The organism is Kaistia hirudinis (assembly GCF_014196455.1).
GTDB lineage: Bacteria > Pseudomonadota > Alphaproteobacteria > Rhizobiales > Kaistiaceae > Kaistia > Kaistia hirudinis.
Genome location: NZ_JACIDS010000002.1, coordinates 814731 through 839986, shown reverse-complemented (window position 1 = coordinate 839986; position 25256 = coordinate 814731). Strand labels below are relative to the sequence as shown.

Here is a 25256-nt window from a genome sequence, read left to right as displayed (position 1 = left end):
CGCCGATTCAGGCTTTTTCGCGGATCGGCGCAAGCTTGGCTTAAAGCGCATCTGATTAAAGCTTTATCAAACTTTGAAACGCTTCCACCAGAGACGCATCCATGGATCGGGTCCCCACCCCGTTTCGGCGCGCCGGGCCATTCACGAAATTCACCGCAGCCTTCGCCCGCGCGGAGGGCGGCAACGCCGCCGTGATCTTCGCGGTCGTCTCCATCGTGCTCATCGGCGCGATCGGCGTGGCGGTCGATTATTCGCGCATGGCGCTGACGCGGTCACAGCTGCAGGACCGGCTCGATGCGGCGCTGATCGCCGGCGTCCAGGGTCAGGGCACGACCACCGCGGAGACCTTCTTCGACAACACCGCGACGGGCTCGATCGCGAAATCCGTCAGCCGGTCGTTCACGAGCGAGAGTGACGGCCTCTCCGGCACGGCGAGCGCCGCGGTTCCGACGACGCTCTCCAGTGTGCTCGGCCTCAAATCGTTCGACGTCTCGGCCAGCGGCAAGGCGGTGCGCCCGTCCGGCGGCAGCGCCTGCATCCTGGTCAATTCGACGACGGACAACCAGGCCTTCCTTGCCAATTCCGGCGCCACGATCAACGCGCCCGACTGCGAGATCCATGTCCGCTCGAAGGCGAACCCGGCCGCCATCGTCAATTCCGGCGTGACGCTCAATGTGAAGCGCGTCTGCATCGCCGGCACCAACATCATCAAGAACAGCTCGGCCGCCATGCCGATCGAGACCGGCTGCGCCGCCGCAACTGACACGATCGGCCCGACGCTGCCGTCGCCCCCGGCACAGACCGCCTGCACGGTGCTCGACCAGAACGCCACGACCTTCAATCTGAAGCCAGGAACCTATTGCAGCTTCAATTTCAATGGCGGCACGAAGGTCAATCTGGCGCCCGGCTTCTATACGATCACAGGGACCATCAACGTCTCGGGATCGACCTTCACCGGCTCCGGCGTCACGCTCTATTTCGCCAATGCCGGCGCGCAGATCCATTTCAACGCGTCTGTCGTGAAGACGCTGACCGCGCCCACGAGCGGGACCTACAAGGACATCCTCGTCTACGAAAACCAGTCGAACGCGCTCAGCAACTACACCTGGGACAGCGGCCCGACCGACATTCTCTCCGGCATCATCTACCTGGCGCGGCGCAACATGACGTTCAATTCGCAGACCAACATCAAGTCCCACGCGCTCACCATGGTGGTGAACACGCTGATCTGGAACGACACCAGGTGGAACCTCTCACCCGGCCCCGTGCTCCTCGGCTCCGGGGCCGGCGGCACCGCCATGCTGACGCGCTGAGGGCTACATCCCCCAGCGCAGCCCCGCCGTGTGGACCGGCGCGTCCCAGAATCCAGCCGTCTCGTCGTCGAGCAGCGACAGCGTCAGCGAGCAGCCAGCCATTTCGAGCGACGTCACATAGTTGCCGACCAGCGCGCGGGCGACGCGGTAGCCGTGCTTCTCCGCCTCGGCCTTGGCGGCGTTGAACATGAGGTAGAGTTCCATCAGCGGCGTGCCGCCGAAGCCGTTGACCAGCAACAGCGCGTCGCCGCGCGCGCCGAGATCGCCCGCGATCGCCGCGATCATCTCCTCGGCGATCTGGCCCGCGGGCTCGAGCGCCACGCGGCGCCGGCCGGGCTCGCCATGAATGCCGACGCCCATTTCCATCTCGTTCTCGCCGAGCGTGAAGGTCGGCGTGCCGGCGGCGGGAACCGTGCAACTGGACAGCGCGACGCCCATGGAGCGCGTGCGCGCATTGACCCGGTCGCCCAGCACCTTCAGATCGGCGAGCGGCATGCCGGCCTCGGCCGCGGCGCCGACCACCTTCTCGACGATCATCGTGCCGGCGACGCCGCGGCGGCCGATCGAATAGGTCGAGGTCTCGACCGCGACATCGTCGTCGGTGATCACGGTCAGCACCTCGCTGCCGGCGAGTTCCGCCGCCATGTCGAAGTTCATGCGATCGCCTTCATAGTTCTTGACGATGAAGAGCGCGCCGCCGCCGGTATCGACCTCGGCCAGCGCCGCGATCATCTGGTCCGGCGTCGGCGAGGTGAAGACCTGGCCGGGACAGGCGGCATCGAGCATGCCGAAGCCGACGAAGCCGGCATGCAGCGGCTCATGGCCGGAACCGCCGCCCGAGATCAGCGCCGCCTTGCCCGGCTTCAGCGTCTTGCGGCGGACGAATTTCCGCTCCTCGCCGAGCACGAGAATGTCGGCATGCGCCGCGGCAAAGCCGTCGAGGCTTTCGGCGAGCACGGTCTCGGGCGAATTGATCAGCTTCTTCATGGTTCCTCCCCTTCGATCCTGGCGCGGCCGTCCCGTGTCGCCCCTCCGGCGCAGGACGACGCGAGGCGCCTGTTCATTCTCGCCGTCATCCCGGGCTCGACCCGGGATCCATTCAGCCGAAGCGCAGGACGATGAGGCGCCTCAGGCTGTATGGATCCCGGCTTTCGCCGGGATGACGGCGCTTCAGTTGCTCCCGCAAGTCCGCCCCCCGTCGCGGCCGGCTCGCTATCCCTCCACCAGCTTCGTCAGCCGCTGCACGAATTCTCCGACGAGCCGATCCATTTCCTGATTCCGCTCGGGATCCCCGAGATCGGGAAGATAGATGACATGCGGGCGCATGCGGCGGCTTTCCTTCAGTGCCGGCACGCGGCGGGGATGGGCTTCGCCATAGGCGTCGAGGAAATGCCGGCGGTCTTCGGGCGAGAAATGGCAGATCTCGAAGATCGTCTCGATGTGCTGCGCCGGAATGGGCGTCGCGTAGGCGGGGCTGGTCATATGGCTGACGAAGGAGCGGTTCTTGCCGAGCGCCTGCGCCAGGCGGCCGCGAGTCCCGGACGGGCGATTGTCCAGAACGCGCTGCAAAACGGCCTTGTAGGCGGCCACCGGATCGGCGGCGGCGTCGGGGGCGGCCGTCATGCCCCCTCCCCGCTGATGCGGGCGAGCGCCAGCTTGACGCGGCCGACCAACGGCGGCGCGACCGAGACGGCGCGCAGGCCCGCCGACATCAGCGCAGGCAGCAGTTGCGGATCGCCGCCCATGTCGCCGCAGAGGCTCACATCGATGCCGAGCTTCGCCGCGCCCTCGACGACATTGCGGATCAGCGCGATCACCGCGGGATGGCCGGCATCGCCGAGTTCGGCCACGGCGGCAATGTCGCGCGCCGCGGCCGTCGTATATTGCGTCAGGTCGTTCGAGCCGATCGAGAAGAAGGCCGCGGCGCCGAAGAGCTCCGGCACCACCGCGACGGCGGGCACCTCAACCATGATGCCGAGCGGCGGCCGGCGGCAGGGAATGCCCTCGGCCTCCAGTTCCTCGATCGCCGCGCCGAGCAGCGCCGCCGCACGGTCGATCTCGGATGGCACCGTGACCATCGGCAGCATGATCTTGAGATTGCCGTGCTCAGCCGCACGCGCCAGCGCGCGCAGCTGAAGGCGGAAGATCGCCGGCCGCTCCAGCGACAGGCGCACGCCGCGCGTGCCGAGGAACGGATTGGATTCGCCGTCGATGGTGAGACCGGCAACGGGCTTGTCGCCGCCAGCATCGACCGTACGGATGGTCACCGGCTTGTCGCCGGCCCATTCGAGGATCGTGCGATAGGCCCGATACTGCGTCTCCTCATCCGGCAGCCCGGCCGGACTGGAGAAAAGAAACTCCGTCCGCACCAGGCCGATGCCGTCGCAGATCGCCGGATCGATCGCGGCGAGCTCGTCGGGCTTCGCCACATTGATCAGCACGGCGACGCGTTCGCCGGAGGCGATGTGGGCCGGCTCGCGGAGGACCGCCGCCTCGGCGCCGACGCGCAACGCGGCGTCGGACTGCAAGGCCGCGAGCGCCGCGCGCTGCTCGGGCAAGGGATCGAGCACCAGGCGGCCGCTCTCGCCATCGACGATCGCCTCGGAAAACGCTGCATCCGGGATGTCCGACAGGCCGACCACCATCGGAACGCTGCGCGAGCGCGCCAGCATGGCGACATGGCTCGACGGGCTGCCTTCCGAAAGCGCGATCGCGCCGCCCTTCGACCAGTCGAGCGCCAGGAAGCGGCTCGGCGTCAGGTCGCGGCCGAGAAGGATCGTGCCCGGGGCCGGCGCGGCCTCGGCGCCGCCGCCGGCGAGATGACCGAGAACCCGATCGCTCAGATCCTGGAGATCGCTGGCGCGCGCCGCGAAATAGGCGTCGTCCGAGGCGCGGTAATCCTCGATCTGGGCGTTCAGCGCATCGCGCCAGGCGCTTGCCGCGTCGGTGCCGCCCGCGATTGCATCAAGCGCCGGGGCGCGCAGGGCGTCGTCTTCCAGCAAGGCGAGCTGGAATTCCAGCATCGCGGCGCCGTCATCATCCGCCGCCGCCATCAGCGCGGCGATATCCTCCGACGCGGTCGCAATGGCGGCTTCCAGCGCCGCGCGCTCCTCGTCCGGGCTGCCGGCGCGGCGCACCAGCACGGTGCGGTCGGCGATCCGGTGGACAGGACCGAAGGCAAGGCCGGGCGCGGCGGCGCGGCCGAAACGCTCAACCATTCCCGGCATGGGCTGCGGCCTCGTCGAAATCGCGCTCGACCAGATCGACCAGCGCGGCGACGGCCTCGCCGGCATCGGGCCCCACGGCCCTGAAATGCAGCGTCGTCCCCTGCGGCGCCTTGGCGGCCATCACCTTGACGATGCTCTTCGCATCGATCCATGGGCCCTCCGGACCGGTGCCGAGCTCGATCGAAGCGCCGAAGGTCTTCGCGAGCTTGGTGAGCTTCACGGACGGGCGGGCGTGCAGGCCGACGGCATGCGTGAGAAGCACGCTGCCCGCCGATGCGCCGTTTGATGATCCTGGCTCAGCCATGCTCTTTCCTTTCGCCGCGGCCGCGCGTCACGCGGGCGACAGTTCTTCCGCCGTGCGGCGCACCGCTTCGAGGGAGGCGCCGCCCGAAGCCTCGGTCGCCGCAATCACGGCGCCCTCCACGATCGGCGCATTGCAGACCACGATGCGCCCTGCCCGCGCCTCCGGCTGCATCTCGATCGCCATCTCGCTGTTCGTCTCCGCGCCGCCGAGATCGACGAGGATCGCGACGCCGGCCTCCGACCAGGCGCGGTCGATGGCGGCGAGGATCGCCTCGACGCTGGTGCCGAGCCCGCCATCCGGATTGCCGCCGCAAAAGGCGAGCGGCACTTCCTCGCCGACCATCTGGCGCACCATCTCGGCCGTCCCCTTCGCCACATCGGGCGAATGGGAGACGATGACGATGCCGACATTGCCGTTTGCCTGAGTGCTCATTCCGCCGTCCTAGCCGCCATCCGATATTCCCCCCAGAACGCCGGCGATCGCGGCGACGAGCAGTGCACTCGACCGCGCGCCGGGGTCCATGTGACCGATCGACCGATCGCCGAGAAAGGCAGCGCGGCCGCGGATCGCCTTCAGCGGAATGGTCGCCTCGGCGGCGCCGTTCGCCGCCGCGACCGGATCGGCACCGCTCTCGAGCGCTGCCGCCACCGGCTCCAGCACGTCGAGCATGGTCTTCTGCCCGCTCTCCGACTTGCCGCGCGCCTTGACCGCCGCGATAGCACCGCGCAGCGCACGGGCGAGATCGTCGCGGGACGGATCGGCGGGCAGCTCCTTGGCGAGCGCCAGCGCCAGCGTGCCATAGAGCGGTCCCGAGGCACCGCCGACCTTCATGACCAGCGTGGTGCCGATCGCCTTCAGCGCATCGGGCAGCGGCTTGGCGGCGATCACGTCGTTGTCGGCGAGCACGGCCTCGAAGCCGCGCTTCATGTTGAGGCCGTGGTCGCCATCGCCGATGGCCTGGTCGAGCGCGGTCAGCTCCTCGGCATGGCCGATCATGGCGGCCGCCATCGCCTCGATCAGTGCGCGCTTCTTCGCTTCGTCGATCATGCCGCCCGCCCCTCGATCCGATTCCCCGCCGCGTCGAAATAGAGCGGATCGACCAGGGAGAGCGCAACCGCGTCGCCCGCGGCAAGATCGCTTTCCGGATCGACCAGTGTCGTCAGTTTCCTCTCGCCGATCCGCACATGGAGATGGTTCTGGTCGCCGAGATGCTCGATCCACTCGACGCTCGCATTGGCCGCCGAGGGCTTCGCCTTCTCTATGCGGAAATGCTCGGTGCGCGCGCCGATGGTCTTCGCGCCGGCCGGCGCCCCGCCCGCCGGGACAAGCCCCTCGGGAAACAGGTTGATCGCCGGCTGGCCGAGCCGCGCCGCGACATAGGTGTTGGCGGGCCGCTCATAGATCTCGCGCGGCGTGCCGATCTGGACCAGTTCACCCCGGTCCATGACGCCGATCCGGCTCGCCAGCGTCATCGCCTCGATCTGGTCGTGCGTCACATAGAGCACGGTCGCACCGAGATCCTGCTGGATGCGCTTCAGTTCAAGCCGCAGGTCCGAGCGCAGCTTGGCATCGAGCGAGGAAAGCGGCTCGTCCATCAGGTAGATGGTCGGCCGCCGCACCAGCGCCCGCCCGATGGCGACGCGCTGCATCTCGCCGCCGGAAAGCTTCGTCGCGCGGTTGTCGAGCTTGTGGGCGATCCGCAACAGCCCCGCCACCTCCTGCACGCGCCGCCGAATCTCCGGTTCGGCGACGCGCCGCTGCGGCGAGCGCAGCGGGAAGGCGAGGTTGTCGTAGACCGAGAGATGCGGGTAGAGCGAATATTGCTGGAAGACGAAGGTGACGTCGCGGGCGGCCGGCGCGAGTGCCGTCACGTCGCGGCCGGCGATGGTGACGCGGCCGGCATCCGGCGCCTCCAGACCGGCGACGAGGCGCAGCGTCGTCGTCTTGCCGGCGCCGGTCGGCCCGAGCAGCACGATGAATTCGCCATTGGCGATGTCCAGGCGAAGATTGGCGACGGCCGTCGTCTGGCCGAAGCGCTTCGTCACGCCCTCGATGGTGACGTCAGCCATGACCGGCCTCCCCATGCAACGCAGACCGCAGCGCCCTCCCCGATGTCTTGTCGAACAGCGACAGCCGCTCCGAGCGGAAGGCGAGACCGACCGTCTCGCCGGCCTTCACGTTCCGATCCGCCGGAAGGCGCGCCTTCACCTGGCCATAAGCGGTGTCGAGCGTGACGATCTGCGTCGTGCCGAGATATTCGGCGCCGAACACCGCGCCCCGAAACGGCGAGGCATCGTCGAGGCGGATGTGCTCCGGCCGCACCCCGAGCGCCAGTTCGCCCTCGCTTTGCCCCTCGCGCAGCTCCGGCACGGCAAGCTCCGCCTCGCCGATCCGGACCGAGCGCTGGCCCGGCGCCACCGCGCCGCGAAAGGCGAGGAAGTTCATCGGCGGCGATCCGAGGAAATCGGCCACGAACATGGTCGCCGGGCGGTCATAGATTTCCTGCGGGCGGCCGAACTGCTCGATAACACCATGATTCATCACGGCAATCTTGTCGGCCATCGCCATCGCCTCGAGCTGGTCGTGGGTGACATAGACCGTCGTCGCGCCGATCCGGTTGTGCAACTCGCGCAGCTCCCTGACCATCAGGTCGCGGAACTCGGTGTCGAGCGTGCCGAGCGGCTCGTCCATCAGGAAGGCCTTGGGCCGACGCACGATGCAACGACCGAGCGCCACGCGCTGGCGATCGCCGCCGGCCAGCCCCGTGACCGAGCGGTCGAGCAGATGATCGATGCGCAGCAATTTCGCTGCTTCTTCAACCGCTTGCCGGATCTCCTTGCTCGCCATGCCCTGGCACTTCAGCGGGAAACCGATGTTCTGCCGCACATTCATATGCGGATAGAGCGCGAAGAGCTGGAACACGAAGGCGATGTCGCGCGCTGCGGCGCGGTTGAAGGTGACGTCCTCGCCGCCAAGCAGGATCTTGCCCGCGGTCGGCAGTTCGAGCCCGGCGATCATCCTGAGCGTCGTCGTCTTGCCGCAGCCCGAAGGCCCCAGCATGACGAAGAACTCGCCATTCTCGATCGTGAAGGTCGACCCCTTCACCGCGGTGAAGGCGCCGAAGCTCTTCTGGACGTTTTCGACCCGGATTTCCGCCATTTCTCTACTCCGGGAAATGGCTGACGATTGCGAACATCGCCGTGCCCGCCAGGATCGTGATGAAGGAGTAGGCGTAAGCCGTCGCCGAGAAGGGTTGCATCAGCATGACGACGCCGAGCCCGATCAGGATGGTGGCGAGATTCTCCCAGGGCCCGCGGCGGAGGCGCAGGAAGCGGGAGAGCAGCGAGGCGCGTGGCGCCGCGGTCTGGTCGCTCATTTGCGCACCGCTCCGAAGGTGATGCCGCGCAGGAGGTGCTTCCTGAGCAGGATGGTGAAAACGAGGATCGGGATGACGAACAAAGTCGTCGCGGCGGCGACCGCCGGCCAGTCCTGCCCTCCCTCGCCGATGATGAAGGGAATGAAGGGCGGCATGGTCTGCGCATTGCCCGAAGTGAGCAGCACCGCGAAGGCATATTCGTTCCAGGCGAAGATCAGGCAGAAGATCGCCGTCGCCGCGATGCCCGTCGCCGCCTGCGGCAGCACCGCCTTGCGGAAGGCCTGCAGCCGCGTATAGCCGTCGATCATCGCCGCTTCCTCATATTCGCGCGGGATCTCGTCGATGAAGCCCTTGAGCAGCCAGACGGCAAGCGACACGTTCACCGCCGTATAGAGCAGGATCATGCCGAGCTTGGTGTCGGTGAGGCCGATCTCGCGATACATGAGGTAGATCGGGATCGCGACCGCGATCGGCGGCATCATGCGCGTCGACAGGATGAAGAACAGCAAATCGTCCTTGAGCGGCACGCGGAAGCGCGAGAAGCCATAGGCGGCGAGCGTTCCGAGAAATACCGCCAGGAACGTCGAGCCGAAGGCGATGATGATCGAGTTGACGAAGCGCGGGATCACGTTGGACGGCCCGGCGATGACCATGTTCCGCGAGCGCACCAGCTTGTCATACCAGGTCGTGGGCGGGGGAAGCTGCGCCAGCATTTCCGGCGACTGGCGCGTCCGCGTCGTGAAGAGGTTCACATAGCCCTCGAGCGAGGGCGTGAAGACGATCTTCGGCGGATAGGCGATCGAATCCGGCGGCGTCTTGAAGCTGGTGGCGATGATCCACAGGAGCGGAATCAGCGTGACCAGCGCGTAGACGATGACGATGGCGCCGGCGATGCGCCGCGTCGCGGTCGAGGGCGCGACGACGGAATGGGCCTGGGACAGTCCGCTCATCTCTGCTTCACCCGGTTGAGCGCCTTCACATAGATGTTGGCGAGGCCGAAGACGGTCACGAACAGGATGATGGCGAGCGCCGAGGAATAGCCGGTGCGCCAGCTCTCGAAAGCCTGCCGCTTCAGCGTGATCGACACGACCTCGGTGGTCGAGCCGGGGCCGCCGCCCGTCAGCAGGTTGACCATGTCGAACATCTTGAAGTTCTCGATGCCGCGGAACAGCACGGCCAGCATGATGAAGGGCAGCGCCATCGGCAGCGTGATCGACCAGAACTGGCGCCAGGGCGAGGCGCGGTCGACCTCGGCCGCCTCATAGATGTAGTCGGGGATGGATCGGAGCCCCGCCAGGCAGATCAGCATCACATAGGGCGTCCACATCCAGGCATCGACGATCACGATCGCCCAGGGCGACAGGCGCACGCTGCCCAGCATCTGGAACGAGGACGGGTCGATGCCGGTCAGGAAGCCGACCACGTAATTGAACAGCCCGCTCTGCGGCTGATAGAGAAACGTCCAGAAATTCCCGACGACGGCCGGCGACAGCATCATCGGGATCAGGATGACCGTGGTCCACAGGCCATGGCCGCGGAACTTCTTGTCGATCAGCCAGGCGAGGCCGAAGCCGAGGACCGTCTCGATGATGATGGTCCAGACGACGAAGTGCGCCGTCGTCTGCATGGCGAGCCAGACATCCCCGTCGCCCAGGATGCGGTGGTACCAGTCGAGCCCCACCATCTTCACTTCGGCATTCGGCCTGTTGGCGCGGTAATTCGTGAACGAGAGCCAGATCGTCCAGATCAGCGGGAAGATGTTGATCGCCAGCAGCAGCAGGATCGTCGGCCCGATGAAGAACCAGGCGATCGCCTTGTCGGAGAGCCCCCGGATCGGCCGGGCGATCACTTCGGGCGTGGCGCCCGCAAGCTTCTCCGGAAGCGCCGATGATGTCGTGGTCTCGGTCATGAAAGCTCGGTCCGGCATGATCTGTCGGGATCGCGGCGCACGGGAATGCCGCCGGTCTCCGGTTTCGCTCGGAGGCGGCGCCGGGAGCTTGCTCCCGGAGCCGCCATCTTGCGGGTCGGCCGGCTACATCTTGCCTTCGTCCTCGAAGACCGTCGTCCAGTCCTTGACCAGGCCGTCGAGCGCCTCCTTGGCCGTGCCCTGGTCGGCGACGACATAGTCCGAGACGCGCTTCTGCATCGCCTGCATCAGCTGGGCATAGGAAGGCTCGGCCCAGAAGTCCTTGACCATGTTCATCGAGGCGAGGAAGTCGGGCGCGAAGGGTGCGCTGGCCGCGAAGCCGGGCGCCTCGACGACGGACTTCATCGCCGAATAGCCGCCGAGCTCCCACCATTTCTGCTGGACCGCCGGCTGCGCGAACCACTTGATGTATTCGAGCGCCTCGGGCTGGTTGTCGGAATAGGCGACGACCGAGATGCCCTGCCCGCCGAGCTGCGTGAAATGGCCGTCAGGACCGGCCGGGTTCGGGAAGAAACCGATCTTGTCGCCGCCGACATTCGGATCCTTGTAGAGGCCCGGGAAGAAGGCGAACCAGTTCATCTGCATCGCCACCTGGCCCGACTTGAAGGCGTCGAGACCCTCGGACATGTAGGCATTGGTCATGCCCGGCGCCGTGCAGCACGTGTAGAGCTCCTTGTAGAACTCCAGCCCCTTCACGGCTTCGGGCGAATTGACGAAGCCTTCCATGTGATAGGGCTTCGCCGGATCGTCGTACTGGAAGCCGTAATCGTAGAGGACGTTCGTCACGCCCATGGTGATGCCTTCCGAGCCGCGCTCGGTGAAGATATAGGCGCCATAGACCTTCTTGCCGTCGATATCGCGGCCCTGGAAGAACTCCGCAATCTGCTTCAGCTCGTCATAGGTCTTGGGCGGCGCGAGATCGCGGCCGTATTTCTCCTTGAATTCCTTCTGCAGCTCGGGACGCGCGAACCAGTCCTTGCGATAGGTCCAGCCGACGGCGTCGGCCATGGCCGGGAGCGCCCAGTAGTTCGGCGTGTTCTTGGGCCATTCGGAATAGCCGACGACCGTCGCCTTCACGAAATCGTCCATGCTGATCTTCTCCTTGTCGAAGAAGTCGTTCAGCTTGACGTAGTGACCGTTCTCGGCCGAACCGCCGACCCACTGGCTGTCGCCGATGATCAGGTCGCAGAGCTTGCCGTGCGAATTGAGCTCGTTCAGGAAGCGATCGGCATAGCTGGTCCAGGGCACGAACTCGAACTTCATGCCGATGCCGGTCTCCTTGGTGAAGTCCTTGGAGAGTTCGACCAGCGCATTGGCCGGATCCCAGGCGGCCCAGCACAGCGTGATCTGCTTGTCAGCGGCCCGCGCCTCGCCGGTCGCAGCGCCGGCCAGCAAGGCGGCCGTGCCGATCGCGGACGCAATCGTCAGTAGCTTCTTCATCGGATCCCTCCCGGAGGCCCATGCCGACGCAGCCCGCGCAGAAAGACCGCGGGGTCGATCGGACCGCCTCCTCAAGCGATCCAGGGCCGGTGAATTCACGTTCCCTCTGCGCGGGTTCATCCCGACGTCTGTTTAGTGATTGTGTTTAGTGATACCCATTTCACTAAACAACGCAACGCCAATTTTCCGCCATTTTATGCTGCATTGCGGCAGGTTGCAGCGCAAAATACTAAACATGCAGCAAGAGGATCGGCGCGACGGCTCTCAAAGGCCAATTGCCCTGGCGCGCTGCGCTCCGGCACAATGGCGCATGTTCGACTGGAACGATCTCTCCGCATTCCTCGCCGTCGCCCGTTGCGGCTCGACGCTCGCCGCCGCACGGCAGCTCGGCGTCAACCAGACCACCATCGCGCGCCGCACCGCTGCGCTCGAGACGGCGCTCGGCGCGCAACTCTTCGAGCGCCGCGCCGACGGCTATCGCCTGACCGAACAGGGCCGCGCGCTCATCGCCCGCGCCGAAGCGATCGAGCGGGAAGCCGCCGGAATCGTCTCGCTCGCCGAAACCTGGCGCCGCACTGCCACGGGCACCGTACGCCTGACGACGACGGACACGATGCTTGCGCTCGTGGTGGCGCCGGCCGTTCGCGACATCCAGGCCGCCCATCCGGGCCTCGCGATCGAACTGATCGCGGATGATCGCCTTCTCGACCTCATGCGCGGCGAAGCGGATGTGGCAATACGAGCCGGCGCGCCGCCGCAGGCAGACGGTCTTGTCCGCCTCCGGCTGCCTGACACGGTGTGGGGGCTCTATTGCGGCGCCGACTATGCCGAGCGACACGGCCTGCCCGAGCGGATCAAGGATCTCGGCATGCATCGGCTGGTGCTCGGAGATCGCGCCATCGCGCGGCTCGGCGGGCTGCGCTGGCTGGCCGAGGCGGCGCCCGACGCCGAGGTGGCGATCCGCTGCAACACGGTGCCGAACCTCGTGGCCGCCGTGCGTTCCGGGCTCGGCATCTCGGCCTTGCCAGCCATCGCCGCAGCGGCGCATGGCCTGTTGCGCTGCCTTCCGGACGTCGCCGAATTTCGCGGCGAGCTCTGGCTTCTCTATCCGGAGACACTCAGGAACGCGGCGCATATTCGCCTCTTCATCGACGAGATGGTGCCGCGTATCCGCGCGGCGCGCCACCTCATCGAAGGCCGGACAGCGGACGAAAATGCCACCGCATCCGCACGCTGAGCGCGGTTCTCAGGCCGCCTTCGGCACCAGACCGATCTGCCTCGCCTGCGCCGCCGAATCCCGCACGCCCCAGCGTCGCTTGATCAGGCCATTCTCAAGCACGAACCACTCGATCGCCGTCATGTCGAAGGGCTTGCCCGTCGGCTGGTCGTAGCCCAGGAACGGCCCGACCCAGCGCCCGCGCTCCGTGAAGCGCACCGCCACGACATCGCCCTCGCCGATGATGTCGTCGATCGTCAGTTCCATCTGGAGGCCCTCATGCAGGGCCTTCCAGACCGGCATGGCATAATCGACCGAGCCGCTTCCGGTCACGCCGACGATCTCGGCATCGGGCGCGAACAAGGACTTGAGCTGCTCGAAGTCGCCGGCGTTCATCGCCTCGACATAGGCGTGGACCACGCGCTTGGCGTTCGTGTCGGCGGCCTGCTTCGTCGTGTTCTGGTTCATGATTATATTCCCGGCGCCCGATAGGTCTGAACGGCACGCCGGAACGGCAGCGTGGGCGGACGCTGCGGCCTGGATCAGGATCGGCGGGCTCGCGCCGGTGGGTTAGGCCCGGCCCACCTTCGGCTCAATCCGCGAGTTCGCAGACCGGATCTGCAAAAACGCAGACCGGTCATCCACCCAAGCAAAAGGGGCGCCGCAGCGCCCCTTCGACTTCGATCGGCGGGATGGATCAGACCTTGGTCCAAACATTCCCCGCGGCGGATGACTTCACCGCGGCGTCGATGAACTGCATGCCCTTGAGCCCGTCCTCGACCGTCGGGAAGATGACTGCCGGATCGAGCGCCGTGCGGTTGCGGGCGGCGAGGATCGCGCGGGCGGCTTCGGTGTAGATGTTGGCGAAGCCTTCGAGATAGCCCTCGGGATGACCGCCCGGCACGCGGGTCACGCGCGCCGCCTCGGGCCAGGCGCCATTGCCGCCGCGGGTCAGAAGCTGCTTGGGCTCGCCGAACTTCGTGAACCAGAGATAGTTCGGGTCGGCCTGCGTCCATTCGAGGCCGCCCTTCGTGCCGTAGACGCGCAGCTTCAGCCCGTTCTCATTGCCGACGGCGACCTGGCTCGCCCACAGCAGGCCCTTCGCGCCGCCCTTCCAACGCAGCATGATCTGCACGTCGTCGTCGAGCAGCCGGCCGGGCACGAAGGTGGTGAGCTGGGCCAGCAATTCGTCGAGCTCAAGACCCGAAACGAAGCAGGCGAGATTATAGGCATGCGTGCCGATATCGCCGATGCAGCCGCCGGCGCCCGAGCGCTTGGGGTCGGTGCGCCACTCCGCCTGCTTGGAGCCGGCGGTCTCCGCGCGCTCCGTCAGCCAGTCCTGCGGATATTCCGCCTGGACGAGGCGGATCTCGCCGAGTTCGCCCGCCGCGACCATGGCACGGGCCTGCCGGATCATCGGATAGCCGGTGTAATTGTGAGTCACGGCAAAGACCTTGCCGCTCTTCTTCACCAGCTGCACGAGCTCCTCGGCCTCGGCCACCGTCGTCGTCAGCGGCTTGTCGCAGATGACGTGGATGCCGGCCTCGAGGAACGCCTTGGCCGCCGGCGCGTGCATGTGGTTCGGCGTCACGATCGCGACCGCCTCGATGCCGTCGGCGCGGCCCGCCTCTGCCTTCGCCATCTCGGCGAAGGAGCCATAGGAGCGATCCGGCGCAATGCCGAGATCGCCGGCCGAGGCCTTCGCCTTCTCCGGATCGGCCGAGAGCGCGCCGGCGACCAGTTCGTACTGGTCGTCGATGCGCGAGGCGATCCGATGAACCGCGCCGATGAACGCGCCACGCCCGCCACCGACCATGCCGAGACGGATGCGTCCCGACGACGCTTCTTCCTTGCTGCCTTCGATGGCCATGTCGGTCTCCTTACGCGATGCCGAGAATGCGGCGATTGGCGGCGTCATCCGTGCCGGCGCCCGCGAAATCGTCGAAGGCGCGCTCGGTTACGCGAATGATGTGATGCTGGATGAACTCGGCGCCCTCGCGCGCGCCGTCCTCGGGATGCTTCAGCGCGCATTCCCATTCGAGCACGGCCCAGCTGCCATAGTCGTACTGCGACAGCTTCGAGAAGATGGAGCCGAAATCGACCTGGCCGTCGCCGAGCGAGCGGAAGCGGCCGGCACGGTTCACCCAGCTCTGGAAGCCACCATAGACGCCCTGGCGGCCGGTCGGGTTGAACTCGGCGTCCTTCACGTGGAACGCCTTGATGCGCTCGTGATAGATGTCGATGTATTCGAGATAGTCGAGCTGCTGCAGCACGAAGTGCGAGGGATCGTAGAGCAGGTTCGCGCGCGGATGGTTGTTCACCTCCGCAAGGAACATCTCGAAGGTGACGCCGTCATGCAGGTCCTCGCTCGGATGGATCTCATAGGCGAGATCGACGCCGTGGGCGTCGGCATAGTCGAGGATCGGCGTCCAGCGCCGGCCGAGTTCGGCGAAGGCCTGCTCGACGAGGCCGGCCGGCCGCTGCGGGAAGGGATAGAGGAACGGCCAGGCAAGCGCGCCGGAGAAGGTCGGATGCGCGGTGAGGCCGAGATGCTTCGAGGCGCGGAGCGCGCGCTTGACCTGGTCGACTGCCCATTCCTGCCGGGCCTTGGGATTGCCGCGCACCTCGGGAGCGGCAAAGCCGTCCATCAGCTCGTCATAGACGGGGTGAACCGCCACGAGCTGTCCCTGAAGATGCGTCGAAAGCTCGGTGATGGCGAGACCATGGCTGGCGGCGATGCCGGCGATCTCGTCGCAATAATCCTTCGAATCCGAGGCTTTCTTGAGGTCGAAGAGGCGCCCGTCCCAGGTCGGGATCTGCACGCCCTTGTAGCCGAGCGAAGCCGCCCAGCCGCAGATCGCGTCGAACGAATTGAACGGTGCCGCGTCGCCCGCGAACTGCGCGAGGAAGATGGCGGGGCCCTTGATCGTCTTCATGTGTTTCCTCCTTGATCTCTATTGTCTCTGACGGTTAAGTCGGCCGTCGCTTGGCGGTCAGGGCACATTGTCCCGGATGAAGATGTCGATGCGGATGCGCTCCTGGCCGGCGATGATCGGCATGGCCTCGCGCGAAGCGAGCAGGATGCGCGCGGCGCTGCGCGCCATGTGGCCCGCATCCTGGTTGATGACGGCGTCGATCGTTCCGCGGACCAGATGGCGGCGATTGAAGGGGGTCAGTTCATGCGCGATGAAGACGATATCACGCGCCCGCCCGGATTCCTCGAGCGCCGCCACGATGCCGGGCGTGCCCGCGCCGACATTGTAGATCCCCACCAGAGACTCGTGCTCGGCCAGAAGTCCACCAGCGACATCGCGCACGCGGGCGTCATCGTCACGCGCCTCGCGCAGCGGCAGCAGCACGAGATCGGGATATTCCCGCGCGATGACCTGCTCGAAGCCATATTGCCGCTCGATATGATCCCTCAGCGAAAGCGAGCCGGCAATGAGGCCGACCTTGCCGCTCCGGTGGCCGAGGAAGCGGCCGAGCAGCGTCGCGGCCGTGCGACCGGCGGCATAATTGTCGATGCCGATGAAATGGGCCCGCCGCGTTCCGGGAAGGTCCGACACCAGCGTCACCACCACGACGCCCCGCTCGACGAGCCCGTTCACGGCCTCGGTGACCGCGGGATGATCGAGCGCGACGAGGGCGACGCCGTCGAGCTCCGCCGGCAGCCGTTCCAGGGCTGCCGCAAGAGCCTCGCCATCGAAGACGTCGACATGGGTGATCGATATCCGCACGCGCTCGTGGACGTAGCGGTCCGCCGTGATGCGGAATTCTGCCTCGAGCATGCGCATGAATTCATTCGCGCCGGCGGGCAGGATCACCTCGAAGCGATAGTCCCGCGCCCGGGCCAGCCGCGAGGCGAGGCGGTCCGGCTGATAATTGAGGCGCTCGATGGCTGACTGGACTCGCTGAACCGTACGCGCGTGGACGCCGGCGCGTCCGTTCAACACGCGATCAACAGTCGCGAGGCTCACGCCAGCCTCTCGCGCGACGTCTTGCAGCGTCGTCTTGCCCAACGAGAGCTCCTCCCTGCTGATGAATTATCATCAGAAACTGAGGTGGGCAACTCAGGCGGGACGGCAACAATCTGCCGCGCACGAAGCTGAAGAACTGTCGCCCGATCGGCGCGCAGGCCGGCGCTCCACGATGGCCGCAGGAGCCTGAACGCCGCCGGTCCGCAGCCATAGTTCCTCTGCGCAACGGGCGCTCGGATGTGGCAGCGAGCGAGCGGACGATCTAGAAGAATACGAAGCAGGTGGCGTCAACCGCCAGAGTCGTCGGGAGGCGCTCAATGACAACCGAAACCGTTCCGTTCCGACTCGAGGACTACCGTCCGCCGGCCTTCACGATCGACCGGGTCCATCTCGATTTCGCCCTCTCGCCGTCGGCAACGCGCGTCGTGGCGACGCTGTCGCTGAGGCCGAACACCGAGGAAGCGCAGAACGGAACGCTCGAACTGGTCGGCGACGAGATCGTGCTGAAGGGGCTGATGCTCAACGGCATTCCGCTCGACGCCGGACGCTATGAGGCCCTGCCCGCCTCGCTCGTGATCCGGGATGTGCCGCTCGCGCCGTTCACGCTGACCATCGAGACCGAGATCGATCCGGCTGCCAATACGAAGCTGATGGGGCTCTATCGAAGCGGTTCGGCCTATTGCACGCAGTGCGAGGCCGAAGGGTTCCGGCGTATCACCTATTTCCTGGACCGGCCCGACGTGCTCGCCGTCTACACGACCCGGATCGAGGCCCGGCGGAGCGAAGCGCCTGTGCTGCTCGCCAATGGCAATCCGGTCGAGAGCGGCGACGTGGCGGGAACCGATCGTCACTATGCCATCTGGCACGACCCGTTCCCGAAGCCGTCCTATCTCTTCGCACTGGTGGCCGGTGACCTCGGCCTCGTCAGCGACAGCTTCACCACCATGTCGGGCCGCCGCGTGGATCTGCGCATCTATTGCGAACACGGCAAGGAAGGGCGCTGCCGCTACGCCATGGAGGCGCTGAAGCGTTCCATGCGCTGGGACGAGACCGCCTTCGGCCGAGAATATGACCTCGACATCTTCGTCATCGTCGCCGTGTCGGATTTCAACATGGGCGCGATGGAGAACAAGGGCCTCAATATCTTCAACGACAAATACGTGCTGGCCGATCCGGACACGGCGACCGATGTCGACTACGCCAATGTCGAAGGCGTCATCGCGCACGAATATTTCCACAACTGGACCGGCAATCGCATCACCTGCCGGGACTGGTTTCAGCTCTGCCTCAAGGAAGGGCTGACGGTCTTCCGCGACCAGGAATTCTCGTCCGACATGCGCTCGCGCCCGGTGAAGCGCATCGCCGATGTGCGTACGCTGCAGGCGCGGCAGTTCCCGGAGGACGGCGGCCCGCTCGCCCATCCGGTGCGGCCCGAAATCTACCACGAAATCAGCAACTTCTACACGCCGACCGTCTATGAGAAGGGCGCGGAGGTGGTGCGCATGCTCGAGACCATCCTCGGCGCAGATGATTTCAGGAAGGGCATGGATCTCTATTTCGAGCGGCACGACGGCGAGGCCGCGACCGTCGAGGACTTCCTCGCCTGCTTTGCCGACGCCACCGGGCGGGATCTCTCCCAGTTCGCGCTCTGGTATGCGCAGGCAGGGACACCGCAGATCGTCGCCCGCGGCCATTATGATGGCGACGCGAAGACGTTCTCGCTGACGCTCGCCCAGAGCACGCCGCCGACGCCGGGGCAGCCGACAAAGCAGCCCATGCACATCCCCGTCCGCTTCGGTCTCATCGGGCCGAACGGCGAGGACCTAGCCTTTTCGTCGGTCGAGGGCGCCGCGGTCGAAGGCGATGTGATCCATCTGACCGAGACGGCGGAGACGATCGTCTTCCGCGGCGTCGCATCGCGTCCGATCCCCTCGCTCCTGCGCAATTTCTCCGCGCCGGTGCGTCTCGCCATCGACATGTCGGCCGACGATCTTCTGTTTCAGGTGCGCGCGGACGCCGACCCGTTCAATCGCTGGCAGGCCGCCCAGACGCTCGCCATGCGGGCGCTCATCGCGGGAACCGCGGATGTTCTTACTGGCCGCCCCGTTGCCGCGCAGCCGACTCTCGCCACCGGACTGGCCGAGGTTCTCGACAACGAGGAACTCGAGCCCGCATTCCGCGCCCAGGTGCTCCAGATCCCGAGCGAGGCGGATGTTGCGCGCGAGATCGGCCAGAATGTCGACCCGGACGCCATCGCGCTCTCGCGCCGCCAGCTCCGCCTCGCCCTCGCCCGCGCACTCGGGCCAAGCCTCATGCGGCGCTATCAGGCGCTCGGCGTGAAGGCCGCGTATAGCCCCGATGCGGCGGATGCCGGACGTCGTGCGCTGCGCAACGCGCTGCTCGACCTGCTGGTAGCGACCGGAGAGGACGAGGCCATCGCAGCGACCACGCGCCAGTTCCACGACGCCGACAACATGACCGATCGTCTGGCTGCGCTCGCTTCCGTCTCGTCCGCAGCCCTGCCGCAACGGCGCGAACTGCTCGACGCCTTCCACGAGCGCTATCGCAACGATCCGCTCGTTCTCGACAAATGGCTGACCCTCGAGGCGACCGTTCCGGCCGCTGAGACGCTCGACCGCGTGAAGGCGCTGCTGTCGCAGCCGGGCTTCGCGCATTCCAATCCCAACCGCGTGCGTGCGCTGGTCGGCGGCTTCTCGGCCGCGAACCCGACCCAGTTCAACCGGGCCGACGGCGCCGGTTTCGACTTCCTCGCCGATTTCGTGCTCGACCTCGACCGCCGCAATCCACAGACCGCCGCGCGGCTGCTGGTCGCGTTCCGCTCCTGGCGCGCGCTGGAGCCCGGCCGTCGGACGCGCGCGGAGCACGCGCTGCGGCGGATCGCAGCCGCCGAGCGGCTTTCCTCCGACACGCTCGACATCGTCACGCGCACCCTCGCCTGAGGCAAAGGCACGGCCGCCGCTGACGGCCATGCCTTGGTTAACAAATATCCTTAACAAACCCCTAATCGGGTCTGGACAACGCGATTCCGCTCGATTCAAATGACGATGATTCGGGCGTGGGCGTATCCCGATGACAGCACACATCAGGGGGCTGACATGGCGCGGGCGCAAGCAGCCGGTGCGTCAGATAGTGGACGTTTGTCGATCGGCAGGATCTTCTCTCGCCGGAGAGATCGCATCCGTGGCCATGCCCGTCTCGTCGCGCAGCCTGCTTATGAAAAACTGCTTGCCGCCGAGCCGATCCTCAGGCGTTGCATTCCCGTCATCATCATCCTCTTCCTGGTGGTGATCGCCGTCTCGCGCGGCACGCATCTCTATGATGCGCGGCTCGATCGGGAGTTTCAGGCCCGCGAGACCATGGGGCTGCTGGCCTCGCTGGTCGCCCGCACCCTTTCCGACGCCGAGGCTGCCCTCCCCGACGACCGCTACGCGATGGGGCTGCAGAACGCCCTCGACGATGCGCTGCCCGACGGCGCCCTCGCCGGTGGGAGGCGCCTCTTCGTCACCGACCCGACCGGCCGCATCATCGCGAGCGCGCCGCGCGTTCTTTCCGACGAGGGTCGCGACTTCAACGACGTGGTCGATGGCGCGCAGCCGCTGGTGATCTTCGGTGAGCGCGCCGGCACCATGACCGTGACGCTGGAGGACGGATCCCCGGCGCTGGCGGCCGCCCGCCTGCTTCCGGGACGCGCCGGCTATCTGGCCGTGCTCACGCCGCTGTCTGACATCTATCGCGGCTGGCGCGCGGAAGTCTCGGTCAACGTCACCGCCTTTGTCGGGACGACAGCGATCCTCCTCGTCATCCTCTACGGCTATTTCGCGCAATCGGCGCGGGCTCAGCAGGCCGACCGGATCTATGCCGAGACCTATGATCGCTTCGACACGGCGCTGCGTCGCGGCCGTTGCGGGCTCTGGGATTGGGATCTCGCCCGCGGCCGGCTGTTCTGGTCGAAGTCGATGTTCGAGCTGGTGGGCATGACGCCGCGCGATACGCTGCTGAGCTTCGGCGAGGTCGATGCGCTCGTCCATCCGGATGACGGGGACCTGATGGATCTCGTCGAGACGCTCTATGAATCGAACGAGACGACGGTCGACCGCATGTTCCGCATGCGCAAGGCCGGTGGTGGTTTCGTATGGCTGCGGATCCGCGTCGAACTGGTCGATGCGGAGACGCCCGAGCCTCACCTCATCGGCATTGCCGTCGACGTCACCGAGCAGATGCGGCTTGCCGAGCATTCCCGCACGGCGGATCTGCGCCTGCGCGACGCGATCGAGACGATCTCCGAAGCCTTCGTGCTGTGGGATTCGGAGAACCGGCTGGTCATGTGCAATTCGAAGTACCAGCAGTTGCACGGCATTCCGGATGCGGTCCTCGCCGTTGGCGCGCCTTATGCCGAGGTGATCGCGGCCGGGCGCCAGCCCATCGTCCGCTCGCAGGTTCCCGGCGACGGCGGCCCCGAAGCCGGTGCGCGGTCCTTCGAGGCGCAGCTCAATGACGGCCGCTGGCTGCAGATCAACGAGCGGCGCACCAAGGACGGCGGCTTCGTCTCGGTCGGCACCGACATCACGACGATCAAGCGGCACGAAGAAAAGCTGATCGACGGCGAACGCCGCCTGATGGCGACGATCGCGGACCTCCGCCTCTCCCGCCAGAAGCTCGAACAGCAGGCGCGTGAGAACGACGAGCTCGCGAAGAAATATTCGGACGAGAAGGATCGCGCCGAGGCTGCGAACCGCGCCAAGTCCGAATTCCTGGCCAATATCAGCCATGAGCTGCGCACGCCGCTCAACGCGATCATCGGCTTCTCGGAGATCATGCAGTCCGGTCTGTTCGGCCCGCTCGGCTCGCCGAAATATGGCGAATACTGCCAGGACATCCACCAGAGCGGCAACTTCCTGCTCAACGTCATCAACGACGTTCTCGACATGGCGCGGATCGAGGCCGGGCGCATGACGCTCGACCTGGAGCGGCTCGAACTGAACGAGATCATCGAGGAGGCTGCCCGCGTCATGGGGCCGGAGGCCGATGCGCGGCACGTGTCGATCGAGATCGATCTCGAACCGGACCTGCACCTGCCGGCGGACCGGCGCGCCGTGAAGCAGATGGTGCTGAACCTCTTGTCGAATGCCGTGAAGTTCACGCCGGGCGCCGGGCGCGTCCATGTCCGCGCCCGCAAGATCGGCGGCGCCGTGACGATCACCATCGAGGACAATGGCATCGGCATTCCGCGCGAGGCGCTGAAGAAGCTCGGCCGCCCGTTCGAGCAGGTGCAGAACCAGTTCACCAAGAGCCATAAGGGCTCCGGCCTCGGCCTCGCGATCACGGGCTCGCTGGCGCAATTGCACGGCGGCGCGATGCGCATCCGCAGCCATGAGGGCAAGGGCACGATCGTCGCCGTGCGCCTGCCGCTCGATCGTCACGATGTGGAGACGCGGCCGACCGGCGCCTCGGCAGGCGCCGCGCTCAGGCTCGGGGCTTCGGCGGAACCTTCCCGATAATCCGCTCGAAGGCGGCGCGAACCGCGTCCTCGGTCACTTTCAGATCGGCGTCGAGGATCGCGAAATCGGGAAGCTCTCCGGCGCGCGCCAGCAACTCCAGCAGGCCCCGCGGCGCTTCGGAGGCCTTGAAGGGGCCTTCGACGCAGAGGCGCAGGATCTGCGTCAGTCGCTGATAGAGGTGCAGCGCCGGCAGCAGGACCGAGGCCTCACTCGTCGGCAGCAGGCCCGCCCGCGAAGCCGCTGCGAGCACCACCTCCGTCTCGACGCCCAGGATCTCCGGATGCGACTGCGCGTGGATGAGCTGAAGATATTGCGCGACGAACTCGATATCGACGAGGCCGCCCGGCGCCTGCTTCAGGTCCCAGGGACCGTCCGACGCCTTCTCGGCCGCCAGCAAGGCGCGCATGTCGAGCACGTCGCGGGTGATCCGCTTCTGCTCGCGCGGCGCCGCCAGGATCGCGCGCACGGCCGTATCGACCTCGGCGATGAGGCCGGCATCGCCGGCGATCGCCCGGGCGCGCGTCAGGGCCATGTGCTCCCAGGTCCAGGCGTCCTTGGCCTGATAGGCCATGAAGGCCGCGAGGCTGGTGGCGAGAGGGCCGGCATTGCCGGAGGGTCGCAGACGGAAGTCGACCTGATAGAGCGAGCCCTCGGCCGTCGGCGCTGAGATCGCCGCGATCAGCCGCTGCGTGAGGCGGGCATAATACTGGGTCGGCGAGAGCGGCCGAGGACCATCGGAACCTGCGGCGTCGCTGTCGCAATCATAGAGCAGGATGAGATCGAGATCCGACGCCGCGGTCATCTCGCGGCCGCCGAGCTTGCCCATCGCCAGCAAGGCGATCCGTCCGCCCTTCACCGTCCCGTGGGAGGCCTCGAATGTCTTGCGCACCTCGTCCAGCAGGCGTCCCACGATGAGCTCGGCGAGATCGGCATAAGCAAAACCGGCAGCGCGCGCCGCGACGGTGCCCGAGATTACGCGGACGCCGATCAGGAATGCCTGCTCCTTGCCGAAGATGCGGGCGCGGTCGAGTGCCTCCTCGAGCGAGCCTGCCTCGGAAAGCGTCGCGTCGAGACGCGAAGCCAACGTCGCGCGATCCGGCAGCCGGCCGAAAAAGGCGGGATCGAGCACGGCGTCGAGCACATGCGGACGCGCGGTCACGACCTCGGCAAGGCGCGGCGCGGTTCCCATGACGAGCGTCAGAAGACGGAGCAAGCCGGGATTGGAGCTCAGCAGCGAGAAGAGCTGGACGCCGGCCGGGAGGCGCGCAAGGAACCGGTCGAAGGCGTTGAAGGCCGCATCGGCATTGTCGGTCGTCGCAAGCTGCTCCAGCAGAACCGGCGTGATCTCGGTCAGCCGCTCGCGCGCCGCAGCCGAGCGCATGGCGGGATAACGTCCGAAATGCCAGCCGCGAATGGTGCGACTGACCTCGCGCGGGTTAGCATAGCCAAGGCGCTTCAGCGTCGCGACCGTCTCCGGATCCTCGTCGTCGCCGGTGAAGACGAGGCTGCCGATCGACGAGGACAGCGTCGGGGCCGCCTCGAAGAGATGGACATAGTGGTCGCGCACCCGCTCCATGGTCGTGGTGAGCGCCTTGGCGAAGGCCGCGACCGTGCGGAAGCACGAGAGGCGCGCGACGACGTCCAGATCCTCCTCCGCCTCGGGCAGCGTGTGGGTCTGCTCGTCGCGGATCATCTGCAGGCGATGCTCGACGCGCCGCAGGAAGCGGTAGCTCTCGGTGAGATCCGTTGCGGCCTTCCGCTCGATCCAGCCCTTGTCGGCGAGCTTCGCCAGCATATCGAGCGTGCGCCGGCCTCGAAGTTCCGGATCGCGACCGCCGGCGATCAATTGCTGGGTTTGGACGAAGAACTCGATTTCGCGAATGCCACCGCGGCCGAGCTTGATGTTGTGCCCGGCCACCGCGATCGATTCATGGCCGCGATGGTCGTGGATCTGGCGCTTGATCGAGTGGATGTCCGCGATCGCGGCATAGTCGAGATATTTGCGCCAGATGAAGGGGGAAAGTTCCTGCAGGAAGGCGGCGCCTGCCGCCTCGTCGCCGCCGACCGGAGCGGCCTTGATCATGGCCGCGCGTTCCCAGTTCTGCCCGCTCGCTTCGTAATAGGTGAAGCCGGCGGTGGTCGAAACGGCGAGCGGGGTCGATCCCGGATCGGGTCGGAGGCGCAGATCGGTGCGGAAGACATAGCCGTCGGCCGTCCGTTCCTGGAGGATGCGCACGAGCCGGCGCGTCAGCTTCACGAAGAAGCTGCCGATCTCGTCCCGATCCGCGACATCGGCGATTTCCGGATCGAACAGCACGATCAGGTCGATGTCGCTGGAATAGTTCAGCTCTCCGGCACCGAACTTGCCCATGCCGAGCAGGATCCAGCCCGAGCCGCGCCCGGGATTATCCGGATGCGGCAGACGGATCGCGCCGGACTGGTGCGCCTCGAAGAGCAGGAAGTTGGTGGCGGCGGAGACCGCCGAGCGGGCAAACGCCGTCAGCGCCTCCGTGACGCGATCGACCTCCCAGACCGCGCCGAGGTCGGCCAGGCCAACCAGCAGCGCCACCTCCGATCGGGCGCGGCGCAGCTCCGCCATCAGGGCATCACCGTCACAGGTCTGCCAGAGCGCTTCGACACGCCCGCAGAGCGCGTCGAAACGCTGGTCCGGATCGTCAGAGAGGATGTCGAGAAGGCGGCGCGGATCGGCGAAGGCCGTATCGCGCAGAAAGGGCGATGCGTCGAACACGGTCGCCAGGAAGGGCGCGATGGCGTCGTTCCGCGCGAGCAGCTCCGCATACGGGCCGGCGCATCCCGCCGCCGCGAACGCCTCGCCGAGGTCGCGCGAAGCCGCCTTGGCACGCGCGGCACGGGGCGGCCGCAGGCCACCTCCGATCCTCGTAGCGAGCGGCTCCCCTCCGCCCGGCGCCTCGGGCGCCCTCCTCCGCGTCGACATC

21 protein-coding genes are annotated in these 25256 nt (G+C 66.8%); 4 read left to right on the top strand and 17 right to left on the bottom strand.

Annotation, left to right across the window (positions count from 1 at the left end):
- The first annotated feature begins 101 nt into the window (after positions 1–101).
- Positions 102–1313, top strand: coding sequence for a TadE/TadG family type IV pilus assembly protein (locus tag GGR25_RS09025; protein WP_183398404.1), 1212 nt, complete (start codon positions 102–104; stop codon positions 1311–1313).
- 3 nt (positions 1314–1316) lie between these two features.
- Here the strand turns inward: GGR25_RS09025 and dhaK are convergent, their stop codons facing one another.
- The 12 genes from dhaK to GGR25_RS08965 form a co-directional block, all read right to left on the bottom strand.
- Positions 1317–2300 (bottom strand): dihydroxyacetone kinase subunit DhaK, encoded by a 984-nt coding sequence (dhaK, locus tag GGR25_RS09020; protein ID WP_183398403.1) that lies wholly within the window; start codon positions 2298–2300, stop codon positions 1317–1319.
- Between the two features lie 225 nt (positions 2301–2525).
- The gene (locus tag GGR25_RS09015; protein WP_183398402.1) at positions 2526–2936 is read right to left on the bottom strand and encodes a hypothetical protein; all 411 of its coding nucleotides are present in this window, start codon (positions 2934–2936) and stop codon (positions 2526–2528) included.
- The gene (gene ptsP, locus GGR25_RS09010) at positions 2933–4540 is read right to left on the bottom strand and encodes a phosphoenolpyruvate--protein phosphotransferase (RefSeq protein ID WP_183398401.1); all 1608 of its coding nucleotides are present in this window, start codon (positions 4538–4540) and stop codon (positions 2933–2935) included. The genes GGR25_RS09015 and ptsP overlap by 4 nt, the downstream gene beginning before the upstream one ends.
- Positions 4524–4844: an HPr family phosphocarrier protein gene (locus GGR25_RS09005; RefSeq protein ID WP_183398400.1), complete on the bottom strand. Its 321-nt coding sequence runs from the start codon at positions 4842–4844 to the stop codon at positions 4524–4526. The genes ptsP and GGR25_RS09005 overlap by 17 nt, the downstream gene beginning before the upstream one ends.
- A 27-nt stretch (positions 4845–4871) precedes the next feature.
- Positions 4872–5276, bottom strand: coding sequence for a dihydroxyacetone kinase phosphoryl donor subunit DhaM (dhaM, locus tag GGR25_RS09000; protein WP_183398399.1), 405 nt, complete (start codon positions 5274–5276; stop codon positions 4872–4874).
- Positions 5277–5285: 9 nt separating this feature from the next.
- Positions 5286–5888, bottom strand: coding sequence for a dihydroxyacetone kinase subunit DhaL (dhaL, locus tag GGR25_RS08995; RefSeq protein ID WP_183398659.1), 603 nt, complete (start codon positions 5886–5888; stop codon positions 5286–5288).
- The gene (locus tag GGR25_RS08990) at positions 5888–6913 is read right to left on the bottom strand and encodes an ABC transporter ATP-binding protein (protein WP_183398398.1); all 1026 of its coding nucleotides are present in this window, start codon (positions 6911–6913) and stop codon (positions 5888–5890) included. The genes dhaL and GGR25_RS08990 overlap by 1 nt, the downstream gene beginning before the upstream one ends.
- Positions 6906–8003, bottom strand: a complete 1098-nt coding sequence (locus tag GGR25_RS08985; protein WP_183398397.1) for an ABC transporter ATP-binding protein — start codon at positions 8001–8003, stop codon at positions 6906–6908. Before GGR25_RS08985 ends, GGR25_RS08990 begins: the two co-directional genes overlap by 8 nt.
- A gap of 4 nt (positions 8004–8007) precedes the next feature.
- Positions 8008–8220 carry a hypothetical protein gene (locus GGR25_RS08980; RefSeq protein ID WP_183398396.1) on the bottom strand — a complete coding sequence of 71 codons (213 nt, stop codon included), beginning with the start codon at positions 8218–8220 and terminating at the stop codon, positions 8008–8010.
- Positions 8217–9170, bottom strand: coding sequence for a carbohydrate ABC transporter permease (locus GGR25_RS08975; protein WP_183398395.1), 954 nt, complete (start codon positions 9168–9170; stop codon positions 8217–8219). The genes GGR25_RS08980 and GGR25_RS08975 overlap by 4 nt, the downstream gene beginning before the upstream one ends.
- The gene (locus tag GGR25_RS08970) at positions 9167–10129 is read right to left on the bottom strand and encodes a carbohydrate ABC transporter permease (RefSeq protein WP_183398394.1); all 963 of its coding nucleotides are present in this window, start codon (positions 10127–10129) and stop codon (positions 9167–9169) included. The genes GGR25_RS08975 and GGR25_RS08970 overlap by 4 nt, the downstream gene beginning before the upstream one ends.
- A gap of 123 nt (positions 10130–10252) precedes the next feature.
- Entirely contained in the window at positions 10253–11587 is a 1335-nt protein-coding gene (locus tag GGR25_RS08965; RefSeq protein WP_183398393.1) for an ABC transporter substrate-binding protein, read from the bottom strand.
- 310 nt (positions 11588–11897) lie between these two features.
- On the opposite strand from GGR25_RS08965, the gene GGR25_RS08960 reads away from it, so the two are divergent.
- The gene (locus GGR25_RS08960; RefSeq protein ID WP_183398392.1) at positions 11898–12824 is read left to right on the top strand and encodes a LysR family transcriptional regulator; all 927 of its coding nucleotides are present in this window, start codon (positions 11898–11900) and stop codon (positions 12822–12824) included.
- 9 nt (positions 12825–12833) lie between these two features.
- Here the strand turns inward: GGR25_RS08960 and GGR25_RS08955 are convergent, their stop codons facing one another.
- From GGR25_RS08955 to GGR25_RS08940, 4 genes are all read right to left on the bottom strand, one after another.
- Entirely contained in the window at positions 12834–13271 is a 438-nt protein-coding gene (locus GGR25_RS08955; RefSeq protein WP_183398391.1) for an ester cyclase, read from the bottom strand.
- A gap of 229 nt (positions 13272–13500) precedes the next feature.
- The gene (locus GGR25_RS08950) at positions 13501–14673 is read right to left on the bottom strand and encodes a Gfo/Idh/MocA family protein (RefSeq protein ID WP_183398390.1); all 1173 of its coding nucleotides are present in this window, start codon (positions 14671–14673) and stop codon (positions 13501–13503) included.
- Positions 14674–14683: 10 nt separating this feature from the next.
- Positions 14684–15739 carry a sugar phosphate isomerase/epimerase family protein gene (locus GGR25_RS08945; protein ID WP_183398389.1) on the bottom strand — a complete coding sequence of 352 codons (1056 nt, stop codon included), beginning with the start codon at positions 15737–15739 and terminating at the stop codon, positions 14684–14686.
- 57 nt (positions 15740–15796) lie between these two features.
- Positions 15797–16822, bottom strand: coding sequence for a LacI family DNA-binding transcriptional regulator (locus GGR25_RS08940; RefSeq protein WP_183398388.1), 1026 nt, complete (start codon positions 16820–16822; stop codon positions 15797–15799).
- A 275-nt stretch (positions 16823–17097) separates the two neighbouring features.
- Between GGR25_RS08940 and pepN the strand changes: the two genes are divergently transcribed.
- Entirely contained in the window at positions 17098–19740 is a 2643-nt protein-coding gene (gene pepN / locus GGR25_RS08935; protein ID WP_183398387.1) for an aminopeptidase N, read from the top strand.
- A 156-nt stretch (positions 19741–19896) separates the two neighbouring features.
- On the top strand, positions 19897–22299 hold the full coding sequence (locus GGR25_RS08930; RefSeq protein WP_183398386.1) for an ATP-binding protein: 2403 nt from the start codon (positions 19897–19899) through the stop codon (positions 22297–22299).
- Here GGR25_RS08930 and GGR25_RS08925 read toward each other — a convergent pair.
- Positions 22265–25255, bottom strand: coding sequence for a bifunctional [glutamine synthetase] adenylyltransferase/[glutamine synthetase]-adenylyl-L-tyrosine phosphorylase (locus GGR25_RS08925; RefSeq protein WP_183398385.1), 2991 nt, complete (start codon positions 25253–25255; stop codon positions 22265–22267). The genes GGR25_RS08930 and GGR25_RS08925 overlap by 35 nt on opposite strands.
- Position 25256 lies beyond the last annotated feature (1 nt).

Excerpts from the sequence above, each read along its gene's own strand:
- GGR25_RS08975 (WP_183398395.1), bottom strand. The coding sequence starts at position 9,170 with ATGAGCGGACTGTCCCAGGCCCATTCCGTCGTCGCGCCCTCGACCGCG.
- dhaM (WP_183398399.1), bottom strand. The coding sequence starts at position 5,276 with ATGAGCACTCAGGCAAACGGCAATGTCGGCATCGTCATCGTCTCCCAT.
- GGR25_RS08965 (WP_183398393.1), bottom strand. The coding sequence starts at position 11,587 with ATGAAGAAGCTACTGACGATTGCGTCCGCGATCGGCACGGCCGCCTTG.
- GGR25_RS08985 (WP_183398397.1), bottom strand. The coding sequence starts at position 8,003 with ATGGCGGAAATCCGGGTCGAAAACGTCCAGAAGAGCTTCGGCGCCTTC.
- ptsP (WP_183398401.1), bottom strand. The coding sequence starts at position 4,540 with ATGCCGGGAATGGTTGAGCGTTTCGGCCGCGCCGCCGCGCCCGGCCTT.
- GGR25_RS08945 (WP_183398389.1), bottom strand. The coding sequence starts at position 15,739 with ATGAAGACGATCAAGGGCCCCGCCATCTTCCTCGCGCAGTTCGCGGGC.
- GGR25_RS09005 (WP_183398400.1), bottom strand. The coding sequence starts at position 4,844 with ATGGCTGAGCCAGGATCATCAAACGGCGCATCGGCGGGCAGCGTGCTT.
- GGR25_RS09015 (WP_183398402.1), bottom strand. The coding sequence starts at position 2,936 with ATGACGGCCGCCCCCGACGCCGCCGCCGATCCGGTGGCCGCCTACAAG.
- GGR25_RS08925 (WP_183398385.1), bottom strand. The coding sequence starts at position 25,255 with ATGTCGACGCGGAGGAGGGCGCCCGAGGCGCCGGGCGGAGGGGAGCCG.
- GGR25_RS08955 (WP_183398391.1), bottom strand. The coding sequence starts at position 13,271 with ATGAACCAGAACACGACGAAGCAGGCCGCCGACACGAACGCCAAGCGC.
- GGR25_RS08950 (WP_183398390.1), bottom strand. The coding sequence starts at position 14,673 with ATGGCCATCGAAGGCAGCAAGGAAGAAGCGTCGTCGGGACGCATCCGT.
- GGR25_RS09025 (WP_183398404.1), top strand. The coding sequence starts at position 102 with ATGGATCGGGTCCCCACCCCGTTTCGGCGCGCCGGGCCATTCACGAAA.
- GGR25_RS08970 (WP_183398394.1), bottom strand. The coding sequence starts at position 10,129 with ATGACCGAGACCACGACATCATCGGCGCTTCCGGAGAAGCTTGCGGGC.
- GGR25_RS08990 (WP_183398398.1), bottom strand. The coding sequence starts at position 6,913 with ATGGCTGACGTCACCATCGAGGGCGTGACGAAGCGCTTCGGCCAGACG.
- dhaK (WP_183398403.1), bottom strand. The coding sequence starts at position 2,300 with ATGAAGAAGCTGATCAATTCGCCCGAGACCGTGCTCGCCGAAAGCCTC.
- GGR25_RS08930 (WP_183398386.1), top strand. The coding sequence starts at position 19,897 with ATGGCGCGGGCGCAAGCAGCCGGTGCGTCAGATAGTGGACGTTTGTCG.
- GGR25_RS08980 (WP_183398396.1), bottom strand. The coding sequence starts at position 8,220 with ATGAGCGACCAGACCGCGGCGCCACGCGCCTCGCTGCTCTCCCGCTTC.
- pepN (WP_183398387.1), top strand. The coding sequence starts at position 17,098 with ATGACAACCGAAACCGTTCCGTTCCGACTCGAGGACTACCGTCCGCCG.
- GGR25_RS08960 (WP_183398392.1), top strand. The coding sequence starts at position 11,898 with ATGTTCGACTGGAACGATCTCTCCGCATTCCTCGCCGTCGCCCGTTGC.